The organism is Martelella lutilitoris, from assembly GCF_016598595.1.
GTDB classification, from domain to species: domain Bacteria; phylum Pseudomonadota; class Alphaproteobacteria; order Rhizobiales; family Rhizobiaceae; genus Martelella; species Martelella lutilitoris_A.
The window spans coordinates 2327726-2348307 of sequence record NZ_CP066786.1 but is presented as its reverse complement, the minus strand read 5'-3'; the positions used below and the strand labels follow the sequence as shown (position 1 = coordinate 2348307).

Annotated in this window: 23 protein-coding genes; 12 read left to right on the top strand and 11 right to left on the bottom strand. The window is 63.2% G+C overall.

Going from position 1 to position 20582, the window contains the following annotated elements; all coding sequences use genetic code 11:
* Positions 1-80: 80 nt before the first annotated feature.
* Complete coding sequence (locus JET14_RS11110; protein WP_200333557.1) at positions 81-782, bottom strand: outer membrane protein; 702 nt, start codon at positions 780-782, stop codon at positions 81-83.
* Positions 783-1171: 389 nt separating this feature from the next.
* Between JET14_RS11110 and cysS the strand changes: the two genes are divergently transcribed.
* The 5 genes from cysS to rarD all read left to right on the top strand — a co-directional run bounded on the left by cysS (position 1172) and on the right by rarD (position 6313).
* Positions 1172-2650, top strand: coding sequence for a cysteine--tRNA ligase (gene cysS, locus JET14_RS11105; protein WP_200333555.1), 1479 nt, complete (start codon positions 1172-1174; stop codon positions 2648-2650).
* 80 nt (positions 2651-2730) lie between these two features.
* Positions 2731-3093 carry an endonuclease domain-containing protein gene (locus tag JET14_RS11100; RefSeq protein WP_200333553.1) on the top strand — a complete coding sequence of 121 codons (363 nt, stop codon included), beginning with the start codon at positions 2731-2733 and terminating at the stop codon, positions 3091-3093.
* A complete protein-coding gene (locus JET14_RS11095) occupies positions 3090-3590 on the top strand; it encodes a GFA family protein (protein WP_200333551.1) in 501 nt (166 codons plus the stop codon). Before JET14_RS11100 ends, JET14_RS11095 begins: the two co-directional genes overlap by 4 nt.
* Positions 3591-3633: 43 nt before the next feature.
* Positions 3634-5253, top strand: coding sequence for a citramalate synthase (gene cimA, locus JET14_RS11090; RefSeq protein WP_200333549.1), 1620 nt, complete (start codon positions 3634-3636; stop codon positions 5251-5253).
* A 115-nt stretch (positions 5254-5368) separates the two neighbouring features.
* Complete coding sequence (gene rarD / locus JET14_RS11085; protein WP_200333547.1) at positions 5369-6313, top strand: EamA family transporter RarD; 945 nt, start codon at positions 5369-5371, stop codon at positions 6311-6313.
* A 19-nt stretch (positions 6314-6332) separates the two neighbouring features.
* Here the strand turns inward: rarD and JET14_RS11080 are convergent, their stop codons facing one another.
* The 10 genes from JET14_RS11080 to JET14_RS11035 form a co-directional block, all read right to left on the bottom strand.
* On the bottom strand, positions 6333-6902 hold the full coding sequence (locus tag JET14_RS11080) for an antibiotic biosynthesis monooxygenase (protein ID WP_200333545.1): 570 nt from the start codon (positions 6900-6902) through the stop codon (positions 6333-6335).
* Positions 6899-7099, bottom strand: coding sequence for a 2-hydroxymuconate tautomerase (locus JET14_RS11075; RefSeq protein ID WP_024709392.1), 201 nt, complete (start codon positions 7097-7099; stop codon positions 6899-6901). The genes JET14_RS11080 and JET14_RS11075 overlap by 4 nt, the downstream gene beginning before the upstream one ends.
* Before the next feature lies 1 nt (position 7100).
* The gene (locus JET14_RS11070; protein WP_200333543.1) at positions 7101-7868 is read right to left on the bottom strand and encodes a 2-keto-4-pentenoate hydratase; all 768 of its coding nucleotides are present in this window, start codon (positions 7866-7868) and stop codon (positions 7101-7103) included.
* Entirely contained in the window at positions 7865-8884 is a 1020-nt protein-coding gene (dmpG, locus tag JET14_RS11065) for a 4-hydroxy-2-oxovalerate aldolase (RefSeq protein ID WP_200333541.1), read from the bottom strand. The genes JET14_RS11070 and dmpG overlap by 4 nt, the downstream gene beginning before the upstream one ends.
* 1 nt (position 8885) lies before the next feature.
* Positions 8886-9830 (bottom strand): acetaldehyde dehydrogenase (acetylating), encoded by a 945-nt coding sequence (locus JET14_RS11060; RefSeq protein WP_200333539.1) that lies wholly within the window; start codon positions 9828-9830, stop codon positions 8886-8888.
* A gap of 4 nt (positions 9831-9834) precedes the next feature.
* On the bottom strand, positions 9835-10629 hold the full coding sequence (locus JET14_RS11055) for a 2-keto-4-pentenoate hydratase (protein ID WP_200333537.1): 795 nt from the start codon (positions 10627-10629) through the stop codon (positions 9835-9837).
* A gap of 9 nt (positions 10630-10638) precedes the next feature.
* Positions 10639-12087 (bottom strand): 2-hydroxymuconic semialdehyde dehydrogenase, encoded by a 1449-nt coding sequence (locus JET14_RS11050; protein WP_200338069.1) that lies wholly within the window; start codon positions 12085-12087, stop codon positions 10639-10641.
* A gap of 66 nt (positions 12088-12153) precedes the next feature.
* The gene (locus tag JET14_RS11045; RefSeq protein WP_200333531.1) at positions 12154-12585 is read right to left on the bottom strand and encodes a GlcG/HbpS family heme-binding protein; all 432 of its coding nucleotides are present in this window, start codon (positions 12583-12585) and stop codon (positions 12154-12156) included.
* Entirely contained in the window at positions 12585-13505 is a 921-nt protein-coding gene (locus JET14_RS11040; protein WP_200333530.1) for a catechol 2,3-dioxygenase, read from the bottom strand. Before JET14_RS11040 ends, JET14_RS11045 begins: the two co-directional genes overlap by 1 nt.
* Positions 13506-13529: 24 nt before the next feature.
* Positions 13530-13895, bottom strand: coding sequence for a 2Fe-2S iron-sulfur cluster binding domain-containing protein (locus JET14_RS11035; RefSeq protein ID WP_200333529.1), 366 nt, complete (start codon positions 13893-13895; stop codon positions 13530-13532).
* A 185-nt stretch (positions 13896-14080) separates the two neighbouring features.
* Here JET14_RS11035 and JET14_RS11030 point away from each other — a divergent pair, with 185 nt between their 5' ends.
* From JET14_RS11030 to JET14_RS11000, 7 genes are all read left to right on the top strand, one after another.
* Positions 14081-14797 carry a GntR family transcriptional regulator gene (locus tag JET14_RS11030; RefSeq protein WP_161633052.1) on the top strand — a complete coding sequence of 239 codons (717 nt, stop codon included), beginning with the start codon at positions 14081-14083 and terminating at the stop codon, positions 14795-14797.
* 9 nt (positions 14798-14806) lie between these two features.
* Positions 14807-15340: a redoxin domain-containing protein gene (locus JET14_RS11025; RefSeq protein WP_200333528.1), complete on the top strand. Its 534-nt coding sequence runs from the start codon at positions 14807-14809 to the stop codon at positions 15338-15340.
* Between the two features lie 247 nt (positions 15341-15587).
* Complete coding sequence (locus JET14_RS11020; protein ID WP_200333527.1) at positions 15588-16865, top strand: ABC transporter substrate-binding protein; 1278 nt, start codon at positions 15588-15590, stop codon at positions 16863-16865.
* A gap of 157 nt (positions 16866-17022) precedes the next feature.
* Complete coding sequence (locus tag JET14_RS11015; RefSeq protein WP_200333526.1) at positions 17023-17757, top strand: ABC transporter ATP-binding protein; 735 nt, start codon at positions 17023-17025, stop codon at positions 17755-17757.
* Entirely contained in the window at positions 17741-18463 is a 723-nt protein-coding gene (locus tag JET14_RS11010) for an ABC transporter ATP-binding protein (RefSeq protein ID WP_200333524.1), read from the top strand. Before JET14_RS11015 ends, JET14_RS11010 begins: the two co-directional genes overlap by 17 nt.
* Positions 18463-19323, top strand: a complete 861-nt coding sequence (locus JET14_RS11005) for a branched-chain amino acid ABC transporter permease (RefSeq protein WP_200333522.1) — start codon at positions 18463-18465, stop codon at positions 19321-19323. The genes JET14_RS11010 and JET14_RS11005 overlap by 1 nt, the downstream gene beginning before the upstream one ends.
* 9 nt (positions 19324-19332) lie before the next feature.
* Entirely contained in the window at positions 19333-20343 is a 1011-nt protein-coding gene (locus tag JET14_RS11000) for a branched-chain amino acid ABC transporter permease (RefSeq protein ID WP_200333520.1), read from the top strand.
* The last annotated feature ends 239 nt before the right edge of the window (positions 20344-20582 follow it).

Below are 20582 nucleotides of genomic sequence, written 5' to 3'. Positions count from 1 at the left end.
TGCTTTCCGAAAATCGATTCCGATTTTCGGGCCGATGCGCTAGCAGACGCCGGCCTTTGTACAGTGCGATCGCACTCCGGTCAGAACTTGTAGCCCAGTCCGACCTGAAATTTGTTCCGGCTCGCCTCGATGCTGAAGTCCTTGTCCCAGCTGAAGTCGTGGCTGATTTTCGGATAATAGGAATAGCGATATTCGGCGCGGGCGAAGAAATTATCGGTGAACGCGTGTTCGATGCCGGCGCCGACCGTCCACGCCTTGACCGTCCGGGTGCCGGTGTCGATCGATTGTCCGTTGAAACTGCCCGTGCCGCGCCCGCTTGCCAGCTCGCCGCCTGCTGTGCCGAACAGCATCGTGTTTTCATAGGCATAGCCGAAACGACCGCGCAGCGAGCCCGACCAGCCGAGATCCAGCTTTCCCTCGGCCGTCTCGACCTTGTTGGAAATCACCACCTGGAGGTTCTCGTTGCCCGAGCCGGCGAGATAGTCAAATTCGCCTTCGATGCCGACGACGAGATTGTTCTCGAACTGGTAGTTGGCGCCGACAAAGCCGCCGCCCAGCCAGTTGTCGATCCTGATATGGTCCTGGACGACGCGAAAGGTGTGCGGGTCTGCGTCCGTCCAGTGATACCCGGCCAGAGCGCCGACATAAAAGCCCGTCCAGTCAAAGACGGCGGGAGGCGGAGCGACCGGCGGCAGGGACGGTGGCGGGGTGACGATATCCGCTGCCAATGCCGGCACTGCGGAAACCGCCACAAGTGCAATAATACTGATTGATCTGATCATGGTTTGCGCCCTCGTGAATTATCTCAAGTATAAATTCAATATTATAATGGTTAAGGAAAAGATAACTGTAAATAGTCAATACTATATTATGTATTAGTTTTATTTTATGTGTCTCGTTTTTATACATTATTACATTTATATTTATTACTTATATTTCAGGTGAAAGGGTTTGAGCTGATCGCCCAACGAATCAAGGGTCGGCTCTTGACGCCTTGGCGCGCGCGGGGCATAAGGTCTGCCATGAACACGGCCCTTTGCATTATCTGCACGATTATTCGCTAGCGTCTCGCTGGCCGGCCGTTCTTGTCCTGAAATCCATTCTCTGACAGACGACCCGGCCGGGCCGCCGGCCTGTGCGTGCATCAAGACTGGATTTCGGGAGACTGGACATGGGCGACGCCCTGAAGCTCTACAACACACTGACGCGCGAGAAGGCCGAATTCCGGCCGATCGATCCCGACAATGTGCGCATGTATGTGTGCGGGCCGACGGTCTATGACTTTGCCCATATCGGCAATGCGCGACCGGTGATCGTCTTCGACGTGCTGTTCCGTCTGCTGCGCCATCTCTATGGCGAGGACCACGTCACCTATGTGCGCAACATCACCGACGTCGACGACAAGATCAACGCGCGGGCAAAGCAGGACTACCCGGACCTGCGGCTGAACGAGGCGATCCGCCGCGTGACCGAAAAGACCGCCGACCAGTTCCACAAGGACGTCGCCGCGCTCGGCGTGCTGGAGCCCACCGTGGAGCCGCGCGCGACCGAGCATATCGACGGCATGGTGGCGATGATCCAGACGCTCATCGACAAGGGCAACGCCTATCTCGCGCAGGGCGCCGAGGGCAGGGAAGTGCTGTTCGATGTGCCGTCCATGCCCGACTATGGGCGTTTGTCACGGCGCAATCTGGAAGACCAGCAGGCCGGCGCCCGCATCGCCGTCGAAAGCCACAAGAAGAGCCCGGCGGATTTCGTGCTGTGGAAGGAAAGTGCGGCCGACGAGCCCGGCTGGGACGGGCGTTTTACCTTTGACGGGAAGGCCGAAACCATCAACGGCCGCCCCGGCTGGCATATCGAATGCTCGGTGATGTCGGAGAAGCATCTCGGCGAGACCTTCGACATTCACGGCGGCGGCCTTGACCTGATCTTCCCCCACCACGAAAACGAGATCGCGCAATCCTGCTCGGCCCACGGCAATCACGTGATGGCCAATGTCTGGATGCATAACGGCTTCGTGCAGGTCGAAGGCCGGAAGATGTCGAAGTCCGACGGCAACTTCTTCACCATCCACGAACTGCTGGAAACGGAAAACTTCGGCGGCCGCAAATGGCCGGGCGAGGTGCTGCGCCTTGCGATGCTGATGACCCACTATCGCGAGCCGATCGATTTTTCGACAGAAAAACTACTCGAAGCTAGGCGCACCCTCTGGAAGTTTAGAAAGTGGGCTTTCAAAGATCAGGAAGTGGGGTACCAATCCATTCACAATACTCAGGCACCTCACCCAGGTGTGCTGGATGCCCTTCGCGATGACCTTAATACACATGCCGCGATTAAATCCCTGCATGAACAAATTAACGTATTGAGCAACTCGTCGTCACATGCAGACCCAGAACATGAGCATAGGTTAATTCAGTTCCGCCAATCTTTGCGTTTGCTTGGCTTTTCGGTGGAAGCCAATCAGCTTAGTGAAGATCAGACTAGGCTAATTGACGAAAAGATCACCCAGCGTCTCGCCTTCATCCGCGAAAAAAACTGGGCCGAGGCCGACCGCATCCGCGATGAACTGGCATCTCAGGGCATCCAGCTGAAGGACTCCAAGAACAAGGAAACCGGCGAGCGCGAAACCACATGGGAGGTCAAGCGGTGAGCACCGTCGCCGGCCTCTTGCTCCCATCAATCTCCCCCCTTGAGGGGGAGATGTCGCGAAGCGACAGAGGGGGGTATTCTATGCCGCATTACAGCGTCTCACGACGTTTGCGCTCCAACGCGAGACGCATGCGCAGCGACATGACCGAGGCAGAGCTGAAGCTTTGGGATGAATTGCGCGCGGGACGGTTGGAGGGGCTGCAGTTTCGCCGCCCGATGCCGATTGATCGCTACATTGCCGATTTCGCCTGTCCCGGTCACAAGCTGATCATCAAAGTCGACGGCTCGCAGCATGGCGAAAGGCTCGCTGAAGACGCAGAACGCACCACGCGCCTCGCCGCGCAAGGCTGGACCGTGCTCCGCTTCTGGAACGACGATGTGCTGCGCGATATCGACGCCGTTTGCACCCATATTCGCAGAACCATCGGGGAGCATGAGTCATGACGAAACCCAGCTTCTCCGGCGGTTGTCAGTGCGGCGCCGTGCGCTACCGGGTCGAGGGTGCGCTGGCGACGCCGCATCTTTGTCATTGCCGCATGTGCCAGAAGGCGGCCGGCAATTACTTCATGCCGCTGGCAAGCGCGGAAAACGGCGCGTTTTCGCTGACGCGCGGCGCGCCGCGATGGTTCTTTTCCTCTGAATTCGTCAAACGCGGCTTTTGCGAAAACTGCGGCACGCCGCTGTTCTTCATGACGGAGGGGGGCGATCATATATCGGTGACCCTGGGCAGTCTTGATGATCCCGCCGCGGTGGTTCCAGCCACGCAGGATGGCGTGGAAGGCCGTGTCACCTTTTTCCGAGATCTGCCCGGTCTTCCCGAACGCGGCACGGACCGCTCGGACCTTCCCGGCGGAACCGAAGGTGTGGCCGCCAGCAACCGCCAGCACCCCGACCACGACACCGAACAATGGCCGCCTGTAAATGAAGCGGATGCCGGATAACAAGGCCGAAAACGGCCGATCAAATGGGATGGAGACCCACGACATGGAAAAGCGCGAGCGAATCTATCTGTTCGACACCACATTGCGCGACGGCCAGCAGACGCCGGGCATCGACTTCTCGGTGGAGGACAAGATCGCCATTGCCGACATGCTGGACCAGGCCGGCATCGACTATGTCGAGGGCGGCTATCCGGGCGCGAACCCGACGGATACGGCCTTCTTCGCCGCGCGGCGCACGAGATCCGCGAAGATGACCGCCTTCGGCATGACCAAGCGCGCCGGCGTGTCGGCCTCGAACGATCCGGGGCTTGCCGCGCTGATCGCCTCCAACAGCGACGCCGTCTGTCTGGTGGCGAAAAGCTGGGACTATCATGTGGACGTGGCGCTCGGCATCACCAATGACGAAAACCTTGCCTGCATCGCCGAGAGCGTGGCCGCCGTCGCGGCCTCGGGCAAGGAGGCGATGGTCGATTGCGAGCATTTCTTCGATGGCTACAAGGCAAACCGGTCCTATGCGCTTGCCTGTGCGAAGGCCGCCTATGACGCCGGCGCGCGCTGGGTCGTGCTGTGTGACACCAATGGCGGCACGCAACCGGACGAGATCGCCGAAATCATCGCCGATGTGATCGCAAGCGGCATTCCGGGGACGTCGCTCGGCATCCATGCGCACAACGATACGGGCCAGGCGGTCGCCAATTCGCTTGTCGCCGTCAGGGCGGGCGTGCGCCAGGTTCAGGGCACGCTGAACGGCATCGGCGAGCGCTGCGGCAATGCCAATATCATCACGCTGGCGGCAACGCTTTCGTTGAAGCAGCGCTACGCCGAACGCTATGTGTTGGGCCTTAACGAAGAGCAGCTTGCCGAATTGACCGCGCTGTCCCACGGCTTTGACGAACTGCTGAACCGCGCGCCGGACCCGCAGCTGCCCTATGTCGGCGCATCCGCCTTTGCCACCAAGGCCGGCATCCATGCCTCGGCGCTTTTGAAGGACCCGCGCACCTATGAGCACGTCGATCCGGAAAGGGTCGGCAACACCCGCAGGGTGATGGTCTCCGACCAGGGCGGCAAGTCCAACTTCATCAATGAACTGAAGCGCCGCGGCATCACGGTCGCCAGGAACGATCCGCGTCTCGACAAGCTGATCGCGATCGTCAAGGAGCGCGAATCCATGGGCTATGCCTATGAGGGCGCGGATGCGAGCTTCGAGCTTCTGGCGCTGCGCGAACTCGGCAGCGTGCCGCATTTCTTTCACGTCGAGAGTTTTCGCGTCATGGTCGAACGCCGCTATGACAGCCACGGCCGCGTCAAGACCGTGTCGGAGGCGGTGGTCAAGCTGGAGATCGACGGGCGGCAGATGATGTCGGTTTCCGAAGGCGATGGCCCGGTCAACGCGCTCGACAGGGCCTTCCGCAAGGATCTCGGCAAGTTCCAGTCGGAGATCGCCGACCTCAAGCTTGCCGATTACAAGGTGCGTATTCTCAACGGCGGCACGGAGGCCATCACCCGCGTTCTGATCGAGAGCATCGATGATGACGGCGTGCGCTGGTGGACGGTGGGCGTTTCGGAAAACATCATCGATGCGTCCTTCCAGGCGCTGATGGATTCCATCACCTTCAAGCTGATGAAGAACCGCGCCCTTGCCGGCCGGGTCGCGGCGGAATAGCGCGTGACCGCGTGCCGTCATCCATCACCTTTACTGATGAATGCTTCACCAGAAACGGGTGGCGCGCGGCGCCGATCGTCGATATCTGCATTTGATCAACCGATGGGAATGCGCCATGGCGGCCAATGAGACTGATACGATCGTGACCGCGCCGGTGAAGACGGCCGCCGACGGCGATACGCCCAAGGGCTTCGTTCTGGCGCTCGTCGTCTTCATGATGTGGGGCTTCCTGCCGCTCTATCTCAAGCTGGTGGCGCACCTGCCGCCCCTGGAGGTGCTTGCGCACCGCATCATCTGGTCGGTGCCCTTCGCCGGCGTCGTCGTCGGCTATGCGGGGCAGGGCGGCGAGATCGCTGCGGCCTGCCGCCAGCCGAAGACCATCGCCGTCGTCGCGCTCTGCAGCGTCTTCATCTGCATCAACTGGGGCACCTATATCTGGGCCGTATCGAATGCGCACACGGTGGATGCGGCGCTCGGCTATTTCATCAATCCGCTCTTCTCCATTGCCCTGGCTGCTGTGATCCTGCGCGAGCAGCTTTCTAGGACGCAGCTCATGGCGATTGCGCTCGCCGTGATTGCCGTGGTCATCATGGCGGTGGAAATCGGCAGCATTCCGGTTGTCGCGCTGCTGCTGCCGTTTTCCTTCGGCATGTATGCCTTCCTGCACAAGATCGTGCCGATCGGCGGCAATCCGGGCTTCACCCTTGAGGCGCTGATCATGAGCCTGCCGGCAGCAGGCTATATCATATGGCTGGAGGCGACCGGCAACGGCCATTTCCTTGGTTCGCTCCCCGATGCGCTGCTTCTGATCGGCTGCGGAGCGGCGACCGCCATTCCGCTGATGATCTATGCGAATGCGGCAAAACTGCTGAAGCTCTCGACCATCGGCATCATGCAGTATATCGCGCCGAGCATGATCTTCCTGATCGCAGTTCTGGTCTTCCGCGAGCCGCTGCAGCCGGTCAAGCTCCTCGCCTTTGCACTGATCTGGGCGGCGCTGGCGATTTACACCTCGTCTCTCCTGCGCGCCCGCCGCAGGCCAGCCCCGGCGTCGCGCTGACGGCCGCCGGAGACCGCGGTCAGCCGGCAAACAGCCAGGATTTCAGCGCCCTCGTCACCCGCGGCATCACGACATAGGTCATGGCCAGCACCTGGATGATGGCAATCGTGAGCGTCTTCGCCCAGTGCGGCCAGTCCGGAACGAGCGGCGGCACGATCAGCTGCAGCGGATAGACGAGCACGAAGACGACCGCGACGAGGACGATCGACATCTTCCAGCGCGGGGCGGGCTTCGTCACCGGCAGTTCCGGCAGTTCGAACCAGGCCTCAAGCCCGGTGACGCGGCGGCGCTCGGTCTCGCCCTCGACCAGGTCGCCCAGAAGGGCGACGTAGCCCGCGCGGGCCGAGGAGTTTTCCCAGGCCTCGCAATGGGCGAAACTGTCGAAGCGGTAGATCAGCACGTAGCCCCCGCCGGTCTTGCCGGAGGGTTTCAGGATGTTGACGCCCATATGGCCGGGAAAGTCCTTTGCCGCCTCGACGATGCCGTGCAGCCAGGCCTCGTAATCGGCCTCGCGGCCGGGGCGCACCCGGCGCGAGACCTGAACCGTGACCGGGCCTTCCTCGCCCGGTTCGACGAACCCCTCGGTCATGATCCAGCGTCGGGGGCGGGAAATTTCGGCTTGCCCGCGATGCCCCAGTGGTGGCCCGGCACTTCGCGCAGGACCACGCGCACGCTCTCGATCGGCACGCCGGTGGTCTCGACAACCGCCTCGGTCAGTTTTTCGATCAGCTTTTCCTTCACCGCATTGCTGCGGCCCTCGATCATGGTCACATCGACGAAAGGCATGTCACTCTCCCACGTTGAAGGCGACGGTGCCGAGCCGCTCGACCTCAAGCGTCACGGCCTGTCCGGCAACCATCGGAATGGCGGCCGTCGCGCCGCCGGCAAGCACGATGTCGCCCGCCTTCAGCTCCTCGCCGGCAGCCGCGACCATGCGCGCGGCGGCGACGAGCGAGCGGACCGGATGGCCGAGAATGGCGGCCGACGAGCCGATCTCGCGCGGTTCGCCGTTGATCGAAAGAACCATGCCGAGATTGGCGATATCGGTCGACGCATCCGACCACTGGCCGATGACAAAACCGGAGGAGGACGAATTGTCGGCGATCACATCGCCGATATCGAACTTGAAGGCCTTATAGCGGCTGTCGATGATCTCCAGCGCCGGCGCGATGGCGGCGACCGCCTCCATTGCCTCTAGCGCCGAGACCTTGCCCGAAAGCGGCTTCTTCATCAAAAAGGCGATCTCCGGCTCGACGCGCGGATGAACGTATTTCGCAAGCGAGACGGTTCCGCCTTCCTCCTCGCGCATCGCATCGGTGAGGCGTCCCCAGATCACGTCGGAGACGCCGACCTGCACCATCTTGACGCGCGAGGTCAGACCCATCTTGATGCCGACGCGCTTCTCGCCGCGGGCATAACGCCGCTGCAGCGACAGCGCCTGGGCGGCATAGGCCTCGTCCATCGAAAGCGCCGCCGTGTCGGAAAACTGGGGGATTTCCGTCGCCGTCATCGCTGCCCGGTCGACAATCTCCGCAATTGCGCTGATATCGGTCATATCGCCAGCTCCTTTTCCTTGATCATGTCGAGGGCGACATCGACAATCATGTCCTCCTGGCCGCCGACCATGCCGCGCCGGCCCACCTCGACGAGAATATCGCGCGTGTCGAGCCCGTAGGCTTCGGCCGCCCGTTCCGCGTGGCGCAGGAAGGACGAGTAGACGCCGCCATAGCCGAGCGTCATGGTTTCACGGTCGACCCGGACCGGCCGGTCCTGCAGCGGGCGCACCAGTTCCTCGGCCGCATCCTGCAGCTTGAACAGGTCGCAGCCATGTTCGAAGCCGTAGAGATTGGCAACGGCGATGAAGGCCTCGATCGGCGTATTGCCGGCGCCGGCGCCCATGCCGGCAAGCGAGGCGTCGACGCGGTATGCGCCGTGCTCGACGGCGGTAACCGAGTTGGCGACTGACAGCGACAGGTTTTCGTGCATATGCGCGCCGCGCTGGGTCTCAGGCTTCAGAACGGCGTTATAGGCCTCGAAACGGGCGGCGACGTCCTTCATGGTGAGCCTGCCGCCGGAATCGGTGACGTAGACGCAGTCCGCGCCGTAGCTTTCCATCAGCTTTGCCTGTTCGGCGAGCTTTTCCGGCGTGTTCATATGGCTCATCATCAAAAAGCCGGAGACGTCCATGCCCATTTCCTTTGCCGCGGCGATGTGCTGGGCGGAGACGTCGGCCTCGGTGCAGTGGGTGGCAACGCGCACGGAGGCGACGCCCATGTCGCGTGCCCGCTTCAGGTCGTGGATCGTGCCGATGCCGGGCAGAAGCAGCGTCGTCAGCTTCGCCTTCTTCACCACCTTGGCGGCCTCGGAGATCCAGGCCTCGTCGGTGCATTTGCCGAAACCGTAATTGAAGGTCGAGCCCGTCAGCCCGTCGCCATGGGCGACCTCGATGGCATCGACGCCGGCCTCGTCCAGCGCCTCGGCAATGGCGCGGACATGGCCGAGATCATACTGGTGGCGCACGGCGTGCATGCCGTCGCGCAGCGTGACGTCCTGTATGTAGAGCTTGGTCATCTCAGGCGGCCTTTGCGATCCAGTTGCGTTTTTCGGCGAGGCGTTCGGCGGTCTTCAATGCCGCCGAGGTCATGATGTCGAGATTGCCGGCATAGGCGGGCAGGTAGTGGGCAGCGCCCTCCACCTCGAGAAACACCGTAACCTTGAGGCCGGTGAACTCCCCGCCCATTTCCGGAATATGCAGCGGCGCGTTGGAGCCGATATGCTCGAACTGCACCGCCTGCTTCAGCCGGTAGCCGGGGACATAGGCGCGCACGTCCTCCACCATGTCGTGGATCGACTTGCGGATCGCCTCCTGGTCGGCCTCGTCGCAGAGGCAATAGACCGTGTCGCGCATCATGATCGGCGGCTCGGCCGGGTTGAGGATGATGATCGCCTTGCCGCGTTCAGCGCCCCCGACCTTCTCGATCGCCGCCGCTGTCGTCTCGGTGAATTCGTCGATATTGGCGCGGGTGCCGGGACCTGCCGAACGCGAGGAGATCGAGGCGACGATCTCGCCGTAGCGCACGGGACTGACCCGGTTGACGGCGGCAACGATCGGGATCGTCGCCTGGCCGCCGCAGGTGACCATGTTGACGTTGGATTCGGTCAGATTGGCGTCGAGATTGACGACCGGGATCGTGTAGGGACCGATCGCCGCCGGGGTCAGGTCGACCACCTGCTTGCCGTCCCTCTGGAGCACCTCGTTATGGCGCTTGTGGGCGCCGGCCGAGGTTGCGTCGAAGACGATGCGGATGTCGCCGTAGCAGTCGAGCTTCGTCAGCCCGTCAATGCCCTCATGCGTGGTCGCGACGCCGAGGCGGGCGGCGCGCGCAAGCCCATCGGATTTCGGGTCGATGCCGACCATGGCGGCCATTTCCAGCGTCTTCGACTTGCGCATGACCTTGATCATCAGGTCGGTTCCGATATTGCCGGAGCCGATGATGGCGCATTTGATCTTTTCCATCGTCTCAATCCTTCGAAAATGCGGCGCGAACCGAGCCAAGGCCGTTGATGCGGGCCTCGAACACGTCGCCGGGGGCGGCGGGCTGCATCGGGCCCAGCGCGCCGGAGAGAATGACGTCACCGGGACCGAGCGCGCGGCCGGCCTTCGCCATGGTGCGCGCCAGCCACAGGGCGGCGTTGAGCGGCGAGCCCATGCAGGCCGCGCCCGCGCCGACGGAGACCGGCTGGTTGTTCCTGAACATCACCATGCCGCACATGCGCTGGTCGAAATCGCCGACGCGTTTCGGGCTCTGGCCGAGCACGTAGAGGCCCGACGAGGCGTTGTCGGCGATGGTGTCGGTGATGCGGATATCCCAGTTGGCAACGCGCGAGCCGACCACCTCGATCGCCGGCACGACGTAGCCGATGGAGGCCATCAGATCGACCATGGTGATGAAGCCGCCGGTGAGCGGCGCTGCGATCACATAGGCGATCTCCGCCTCGACCTTCGGCTGCATGACGCGCGAGAAGGCGATCTCCTCGCCGTCCATCACCTCCATGTCGGCAAACAGCATGCCGTAATCGGGTTGGCCGACGCCGAGTTGCTTCTGCACCGCCTTGGAGGTCAGACCGATCTTGCGGCCGGAGAGCTGGCGTTCCTCGCCGCCAAGCCAGCGCCTGGTGTTGATCTCCTGCACGGCATAGGCCGCCGCCACATCGCCTTCATCGAGAAGGTCGCGGATCGGCGCGGTTGTCTCGCCCGCCTGCCAGGCCTGCCAGAGCCGATCGGCGGCCTGTTGGATGTTTTCTTCGCTGCTCATGATGTTGTCCTAGAGTTTGATGCAGACATTCGTCAGCTCCGAATAGAACTCGAGGCCGTGAACGCCGCCCTCGCGGCCAATGCCCGACTGTTTGGAGCCGCCGAAGGCGGTCCTGAGATCGCGCAGGAACCAGGAATTGACCCAGACGATGCCGGCCTCGATCTTGCGTCCGACCCGGTGGGCGCGGCTCAGATCCTCGGTCCAGACGGCGCTGGCGAGCCCGTATTCGGTGTCATTGGCAAGGCGGATCGCCTCTTCTTCCGTATCGAAGGGCGCGATATGACAGACCGGGCCGAAGATCTCCTCGCGGATGACGCGGGCGCTCTCGGGCAGACCGGTGAAGATGGTCGGCTCGACCCAAGCGCCGCCGGAAAGCTCATCGCCCATGTCGGGCACGCCGCCGCCGGTGACGACCGTCGCGCCGTCCTTCTTTGCAAGGTCGAAATAGGAGAGCACCTTTTCGCGGTGTTCCTGCGAGATCAGCGGGCCGAGACTGGTGCCGGCCTCGTCGGGCGCGCCGAGCTTCAGGCCCTCGGCCTCTTTCTTCAGCCGCGCGACGAACTCATCGAAGATCGGCCGTTCGACATAGAGGCGCTCGGTCCCGAGACAGACCTGGCCGCAATTGGCGAAGACCGAACGCATGGTTCCCTCGATCGCCTTGTCCATGTCGCAGTCGGCGAAGACGATGCCGGCATTCTTGCCGCCGCATTCCATCGAGACCTGGCGCAGGCCCTTGGCGGCCGAGCGCATGATGACCTCGCCGGTGCGGGTCTCGCCGGTAAAGGTGATGGCGTCGACGCCCGGATGCTCGGTGAGATAGGCGCCGGCCGAATCCGGCCCGAAGCCGTGGACGACATTGAAGACGCCCTTCGGAATGCCCGCCTCGTTCATGACCTCGCCGAGGAGCGTCGCCGTCAGCGGCGTTTCCTCGGACGGCTTGACGACGACCGTGTTGCCGCTCGCCAGCGCAGGGCCGACCTTCCAGGTCATCAGAAGAAGCGGCAGGTTCCAGGGCGAGATCACGGCGATGACGCCCTTGGGCTTGCGCACGCCGTAGTTCAGCGCGCCGGCGCCATCCGGCGTATCCAGCATGAAGCTTTCCGTCGGGACGTTCTTCACCAGGTCGGCAAAGACCTTGAAATTGGCCGCGCCGCGCGGAATGTCGACATGGGAGGCAAGGTTTTTCGGCTTGCCGGTGTCGAGGATCTCGGCCTCGAGAAACTCATCGAAACGCCTGGTGATGCCGTCGGCCACGGCGTGCAGAAGGGCCGCGCGCTCGGCAAGCGGCAGATAGCCCCAGGGGCCGGAAAGCGCCGCCCGGGCGGCGGAAACGGCTGCATCCACTTCCGGTCTCAATCCCTCATGCACGATGCCGATCTTGCGTCCGGTCACCGGCGAGACGTTGTCGAAGGTCTTGCCGGAGCTGCCCGCGGTATATTCGCCGTCGATGAAGTGCATTGCCTCGCGCAGGTTGATCTTGAGCACGATCGTGATCCTTTATGCTTTTCAAGCCCTTGGTAAATTCTACTGCTCCGAGAGGCCGATCGCCTGGAGCCCGGACCGGGCGCAAATCTCGTCTTCCTCGGCCGAAGCGCCGGAAACGCCGATGCCGCCGATAAGTTCGCCGTCCGCCCGGATCGGCAGGCCGCCGGGAAAGGCGGCAACGCCCGGCTGGCCGGTGATGCCGGCGAGAACCGCCGGCTCCCCCGCAAGCGCCTCGTAAAAGGCGCCTGTCGCCGCGTTGAAGCCCGCCGCCGTATAGGCCTTGTCGCGGGCGATCTTGCCGGACGGGAGGAAGGCGTCGTCTCCCCGCAGGAAGGCGAGGGGATTGCCGCCGGCATCGACGACGCAGGCATTGACCGCGACGCCGAGTTCGATGGCCTTTTCCACCGCCGCGCCCACGGCCTTGTGGGCGGCGGCGGCGGTCAGCCGCAGCGAAGCGCGGGTCACCTCCATCAGGTCACGACCGACAGGAAGGCTTCGTTGAGCTGGCGCTCGTAGTAGAAGATGCCGCGACCGACATTGTTGTGATCCCAGATGCGCGTCGGGTGGTCCTTGTAGGCGGTGTAGCCGCCGGAGAAGACCTCGTTGCGATTGCCGGACGGATCGAAGAAATAGATCGTCTGGCCGCGGGTAATGCCGTGGCGGGTCGGGCCGAGGTCGCGGCTCATGTCGTAGCGCGTCATGATGTCGGCGGCGTTGCCGATCGCGTTCCAGTCTTCCAGGAAGAAGGCCAGGTGGTGCAGCTTGCCGGGTTCGTCATGCTTGACGAAGGCAATGTCGTGCGCCTTGTTTGACACCGTCATCCAGATCGCCAGCGTGCCGTCGGGCAGGTCGACGCGCTCGGGCAGGTGGAAGTCGAGCACCTTGGTGAAGAATTCCTCGACCTGGTCGATATTCGGGCCGTAGAGCAGGCAATGGTCCATGCGTTGAGCGCGCATGCCGCGCGGTTCGGTCTTCCAGGTGTAGGGGTTGCGGGTGTCCGGGCCGTCGTCCGAGAGCTCCATGTCGGCAAAGAGCTCGATGCGGTGACCGGAGGGGATGGTGAAGCCGATGCGCGGACCGACGCCGGGCTGTTCGCCGGCAGGCACGTCGTCCACGGCCAGGCCCCATTCCTCGATGCGGCGGCGGAAATTGTCGACGCTGTCCTGGCTGTCGGCCTTGAAGGCGAAGTAATCGATGCCGGCGCGATCGGCTTCGCGCAGCACCACCGAATGACGGTGGAATTCGTCATACCCCTTCAGGTAGACGCGGCCGTCGGCCTCCTTGCTGACGAGTTCGAGACCGAGCCGATCTACATAGTGGGTGATCGACTCATCCATGTCGAGAACGCGCAACTGGGCGATGCCCGGGCGCAGCAGACCTTCCTGAGACATTTTGGCGTTCCTCCTTACCTGTTCTCAGACTTCTTCCCGTTGTCTCTCGTTTCGCGTCTCGTCCGGCGCACGCGGCGGACGATAGGCGGGTTCAATCACGAGATCGCTCCGGGCAATGAGCCGGCAGGAGAGGGCATAGCCTTCCTCCTGCTCCTGCTCGGAGACGTGATAACGGCTCATTTTCAGGGTTTCGTAGCTTCCGGAGATGACCCGAACCCGGCAGGCGCCGCAGCCGCCGCGACGGCAGCCGATCCTGACCGGCGGACGCTCATGCGACGATGTCGCCCGTTCGATGGAAAACAGAACCGGTTCGCCGTCCCTGCAGGAAAAGACCTTTGAGCGGCCGGCGATACGGATCGCGTGTTCTTTCGTGGCGTTGCTCTCGGTCATCTCTCCTCCCGCAGTCGAAACCGATGATCGGAGACTGCGCCCGGCAATCTCGTTTGTCAAACAGAAAAACGATATTTTTGAATAATCAAACTTAAAAACGATATTTTATAATTTTATCGTTGTTTTTGACGGTTGATATGTTAATCATTGCGGAAGACAAGCATGCCGCATGGATTGGAGAGGTCGTGACGCATCTGAAGAAGGTCGAGGAAATCAGCGCCACATCGGGCAGCCGGACGACGATCGAGCTCGTCTATGAGGCGTTGCGGCGGGCTATCCTGTGCGGTGAGATCCCGCCGGAAAGCCGGATGCGGGTGGAGGATTTGCGCGCGACCTTCGGCGTCGGCTCTTCGACCGTGCGCGAGGCGCTGTCGCGGCTCCTGGCCGAGAACCTGGTGACCACCGAGGGTCAGCGCGGCTTTCGCGCCGCGACGATCTCGATCGAGGATTTCAAGTCGATCGTCGAGATGCGCGCGCTGCTTGAGGCCCGCGCGGTGCGCCATTCGATCGAGACGGGTGATGACGACTGGGAAAGCGCCTTCGTCGCCGCCCATCACCGCCTGGCAAAGCTCGAAACCGAAGCCGTGGGGCGTGAGGATGAACTGGTCGGTGACTGGGAAAAGCGCAACCGCGCCTTTCATGACGCGATGACGGCGGCCTGCACCAATGTCTGGCTCCTGAACTGCCGGTCCATGCTTTACAGCCATTCGGTCCGCTATCTGCAGATCTCTTTCGCGCAGAAACGGTGCATCCCGCGGGACGTGCGCGGCGAACACCAGGCGATCTTCGAGGCGGTGATCGCCCGCGACGCGGCACGCGCCGAGAAGCTGACCGCCGACCACATTTTCCGCACCGTTCCCGAAATCGAGGCGCGGCTTGCGGAGATGAAGCTTTCCGCGTGAGGCCCGGCCATGGTCGCGCGGCTTGTTCCGGGTATCGAGGCTCCCTCATTGCGGTGCGAGACCGTTTCACACGGCCTGTTCGATCTTGCCGCAGATGCGCCGGAAGGCGGCACCTTCGTCGCCTTTCATCGCGGCCGCCACTGCAAGTGGACGCGCAACGCACTGAAGGAGCTTGACGACCGGATCGGCGATTTCGCCATTCGCGGCATTCGGCTCATCGCCGCATCGGCCGACGGACGGGCGGAGACCGAGCGGCTGAAGGAGGAGATGCAGCTCATTCGCCTGCCGCTTGCCCATTCTCTGGATGTCGCGGCGATTGCTGAAGCCTTCGGGCTCTATGTCACGCGCGACAGCGGCGAGCCGGAGGCCCCGGCGCTCAATTTCGAGCCGGCGCAGATCTGGGTGCGGCAGGACAACAGGATCGGCGCGGTTGCGATCCAGAGCGGGCCCAATCTCTGGGCAGACGTGACGAACACGCTGCGCGGCATCGAGAATACGATGAAGAAATTCCCCGAACGGGGGGCAGGCGAAACAGCAGCCTGAGGGGACGGACCCGGCCTTGCCGGGGCAGCGCGGACAAGAACAAGCCGGAGCCTCCGGGCGACGGGGAGCAGTCCGCCCGAAAAAAAAGAGCGCGCCGGCGAGCGGGAGGTCGCCGGCCGCATTTGAAGAAACACCTTTTCCGAGCCGGTTTCGATTGATCCGCGCACGCCCGGCGCGCGCGGGATGGGCGAAGCCGTGCCGAAAAGCGGGTTCATGCAGGATCGGACGTTCAGGAGGAGGAAACCCCATGTCCAGAAAATTCATCACGCGCAGGACATTCATCAAGACCACAGGCGTGGCCGGAACGCTCGCCGCGACCGGCGGGCTCGCCATGCCGGCGATCGCGGCGCCGAAGACGATCAAGATCGGCTTCGTATCGCCGGAAACGGGGCCGCTCGCCATCTTCGCCGAGCCGGATCGCTTCACGATCGAGCAGTTCTCCAGGGGGCTTGCCGACGGGTTGATGATCAACGGCACGAAGCACCCCGTCGAGATCATCGTCAAGGACAGCCAGTCGAGCTCGAACCGCGCCTCGTCGGTTGCCCAGGACCTCATCTTCGGCGACCAGGTGGACATTCTCTGCGCCGCCTCGACGCCCGACACCACCAACCCGGTGGCCGATCAGGCCGAACTGAACGGCGTGCCCTGCGTGACCAATGACACGCCCTGGCAGCCGCATTTCTTCGGCCGGCAGGGCGATCCCAAGGTTGGCTTCCAGTACACCTACCACTTCTTCTGGGGCCTCGAGGACGTGATCTCGACCTTCATCAACATGTGGGACGAGGTGCCGACCAACAAGGTTGTCGGCGCGCTGTGGCCGAACGATCCGGACGGCAACGGCTGGAGCGACAAGATGGTGGGCTTCCCGCCGGTCATGGAAAAGCGCGGCTATTCGCTTGTCGATCCCGGCCGCTTCCAGTCTGGTTCCGACGATTTCTCGGCGCAGATTTCCGCCTTCAAGAATGCCGGCGTCGAAATCGTCACCGGCGTTGTCGTGCCGCCGGACTTCACCAGTTTCTGGACCCAGGCCGCCCAGCAGGGCTTTGCCCCGAAGGTCGTCAATGTGGCCAAGGCCACCGAGTTTCCCCAGGCCGTCGCCGGTCTCGGCCAGCGCGCCGACGGTCTTTCCGTGGAGGTCTGGTGGTCGCCCTATCATCCCTTCTCCTCCGGTTTCACCGGCCAGTCCTCGGCCGAGCTTGCCAAAGCCTATGAGGAGGCGACCGGCAATCCCTGGACCATGCCGCTCGGCTTCAAGCATGCTTTGTTCGAGGTCGTCGTCGATTCGCTGAAGCGCACCGAGGACATCTCCGATCCGGACTCGATCGCGAGAGCGATCGCAGCGACGAATTACAACTCCATCGTCGGTCCGATCGATTTCTCCAAGGGTCCGGTTCCCAATGTCGCCAAGACGCCGCTGGTCGGCGGCCAGTGGCACATGGACGGCGACAGTCCGGTTCTCGAGATCGTCGAGAACAAGGACCATCCGGAAATCCCGCTCACGGGCACAATGAAGCCGATCGGCTAGCGCATCGGCCCGAAAATCGGAACCGGTTTTCGGAAAGCACGATGCGTCGTTTCAACACGATAGAGCGCCCTTTGTGCGGCCGAATGGACGCACGGCGCTCCAAAGCGTGCGGTCCGGGGAGGGCGCGCCCTTCCCGGATCCCGCCGGGAGAGTTTTCATGACGACGATCCTTTCGCTTTCGGGCGTCAACAAGAGTTTCGGCGCGCTGACGGTTGCCGACAATGTCACCTTCGACCTTCCGGAGGGCCAGGCCCTCGGCATCATCGGCCCGAACGGCGCCGGCAAGTCGACGCTCTTCAACCTGATCGGCGGCGCGCTGTCGCCGTCATCGGGCGCCATCTTCTTTGAGGGCCGCGACGTCACCCGCAAGAGCGCCGCCGAGCGCTGCCGTATGGGCATTGCCCGCTCGTTCCAGATCCCGCACCCCTTCACCGGCATGAGCGTCTACGAAAACCTGCTGGTGGCCGCCGCTTTCGGAGCGCCGGGCGGCGGCGGCGGCAAGGAGGTATGCGCCGAAATCCTTCAGCGCACCGGGCTGATGGGCAAGGCCAACCGGCCGGCCGGCAGCCTGACGCTGCTGGAGCGCAAGCGGCTGGAGCTTGCTCGCGCGCTCGCCTCCGGGCCGAAGCTTCTGCTGCTCGACGAGATCGCCGGCGGGCTGACGGAGGCGGAGTGCTATGACCTTGTCGAAACGGTCCGCGGCATCCGCGATGCGGGCGTGTCCATCATCTGGATCGAGCATGTCGTGCATGCGCTGACGGCGGTGGTCGAGCGGCTGATCGTCATCGACTTCGGCCGCATCGTCGCCGATGGCAAGCCCACCGCCGTCATGGCCGATCCGCTGGTTCAGGAAATCTACATGGGGATCGCCGTCGATGACGAAACTGCTTGAAACCGAAGGCCTCGAAGCTTTCTACGGCGATTTCCAGGCGCTGTTCGGCGTCGATATCGCGGTCGGCGAAGGCGAGGCCGTGGCGCTGATCGGCGCCAATGGCGCGGGGAAATCCACCTTCCTCAAGGCGCTGACCGGCCTGGTGCCGTCGCGCGCAAAAACGCTCTCCTTCAGCGGCGAGGCCATAGCGGGGTGGCCGGCCGATCGCATCCATCGCGCCGGCATTGCGCTGGTGCCCGAGGGCAGGCGGCTTTTCCCCTCGCTTTCCGTCGAGGAAAACCTCTTGATCGGGGCCGCCGGCGGGCGCAAGGGCGCCTGGAACCTCGAGGCGGTCTATGATCTGTTTCCCGATCTCGTTGAGAAACGGAAAAATCCCGGCACGGCGCTCTCCGGCGGGCAGCAGCAGATGGTGGCGATCGGCCGGACGCTGATGTCGAACCCGGTGCTGCTGCTCTGCGACGAGATCAGCCTCGGCCTGTCGCCGAAGATCATCCGCGACATCTACCGGGCCCTTCCGAAAATCCGCGCCTCGGGGGCGTCGGTGCTCGTCGTCGAGCAGGATGTCGGGCAGGCGCTTGCCGTCGCCGACCGGGTCTATTGCCTGATGGAGGGCAGGGTGACGCTGACGGGCACGCCCGCCTCGCTCACCCGCAAGGAAATCGCCGCCGCCTATTTCGGCGCGTCCGATCTGAAGGAGGCTTCGTGATGGTTTTCGTCAACGCGGTTCTGCAGGGCGTCCTGCTCGGCGGCCTTTATGCGCTCTTTGCCGCTGGCCTCAGCCTGATGTTCGGCGTCATGCGCTTCATCAACATCGCCCATGGCGATTTCATCGTCACGGCGGCCTATCTCATGGTCGCCTTCGTCGCTGGCTGGGCCATTCATCCGGCGATCGCCGCCGTCGCCGTTCTCGCCATTCTGGGGGCTGCCGGTTACCTCAATCAGCGCGTCCTCCTGAACCGCATGCTGGGCAAGGACATTCTTCTCCCGATCCTGGTGACCTTCGGGATGTCGATCATCATCCAGAACGCGCTGCTGGAGATCTTTTCCGCCGACAGCCAACGCCTTGTCGCAGGCGGGCTCGACACCGGCAGCCTTTCGCTCGGCGGCGGGCTTGCCGTCGGTTACCTGCCGCTCCTGATGTTCGCGACGGCCGTGGCGGTGATTGCCATCCTGCAGTTCATCTTCTATCGCACATCGCTCGGAAGGCTCCTGCGCGCCACTTCCGACGACCCGGAAATCGTGCCGCTGATGGGGGCGAAGAACGCCCACATCTTTGCGCTTGCGACGATGATGGCGAGCGTCGTCGTCGGCGTTGCCGGCATCTTCCTGGCGATGAAGACCAATTTCGATCCGTCGGCCGGTCCTGTCCGTCTGATCTTCGCCTTCGAGGCGGTGATCATCGGCGGGCTCGGCAGCCTCTGGGGCACGCTTGCCGGCGGCATCATTCTCGGCATCGCCCAGACCGTGGGCGCGCAGATCGACGCGGGCTACCAGATCCTGGCGGGGCATCTCGTCTTCCTCGCCCTTCTCGTCGTGCGGCCGCGCGGCCTGTTTCCGAAAATGTGAGGTGAGCCGATGACCCTTTCCCTTCCGACCGCGCCGCCCGTCCCGCGCGATTTCGTCTCGCCCGGCCTGCGCGTGGTTCTCGCCGCAGCGCTCGTCCTCTTTGCCGTCGCGCCGCTTTGGGCCGGGCCTTCGGGGTTGCGGCTTCTGATGGAGGCCTTCAGCCTTCTGGCGCTTGCCCAGATGTGGAACCTGCTTGCCGGTTACACCGGGCTGATCTCCGTCGGTCAGCAGGCTTTCGTCGGGCTCGGCGGCTATCTGTTCTTCGCGCTCGCCATGTTCCTGAACGTGCCGTTGCTCGTGGCCATTCCGGCGGCAGCCGTCGCCACCGCCGTCATCGCGGTGCCCACGGGATGGGTCGCCTTCCGTCTGAAAGGCGCCTATTTCGCCATCGGCACCTGGGTGATAGCCGAGGTCTTCCGGCTTTCCATGGCGCAGATCGGCGCGCTCGGCGGGGGATCGGGGATATCGCTGCCGGTTGCAATTGTCCGCTCGCTTTCGGCCGACCGCTTTGCCCGCGAAATGATCATGTACTACATCGCCTTTGGCCTCGGCGTCGTTTCCATCGCCGCCGTGTGGGGCCTTCTGCGCTCGCGCTGGGGTCTGGCGCTGACGGCGATCCGCGACAGCGCGCCGGCAGCGGAAAGCGTCGGCGTGCGCGTCGAGGCGGTCAAATTCATGGTCTATGTCTTCGCCGCCTTTTACACGGGCCTGACCGGCGCCTTCATCTTCCTGCAGAAGCTGAGAATCACGCCCGATGCCGCCTTCAGCGTCAATGAATGGACGGCCTTCGTCATCTTCATCGTCGTCATCGGCGGGCTTGGCTCCATCGAGGGGCCGATCATCGGCACGGTGCTGTTTTTCCTCTTGCGCTGGATCGCCGCCGACTGGGGCGCCTGGTACCTGATGGCCATGGGCGCGATCGCGATTGCGGTGATGGTCGTCAACCGGCGCGGGGTCTGGGGCGCGCTTCGGTCGACCTTCGGTACGCTCTCGGTCCTGCCGGTTTCGCGAAGGCTTTAGGGAGGTCGGGTTCGGGGAAGGCTGCTGGGGCTGCCTCTCAGGCTACCGACAAAGCCATCCTTCTGTATGGACGTCATCCTCGGGCTTGTCCCGAGGATCTAACCACCGTTTCGCACGAGCGGTGTTGGTGTTTTGTAATATATTGTATTTAAATGCATTTTGATTGGCCGAAACGCTTGTCGCGTTGATGTGTGTCTAGATGCTCGGGACAGGCCCGAGCATGACGGATGAGGGTGGCG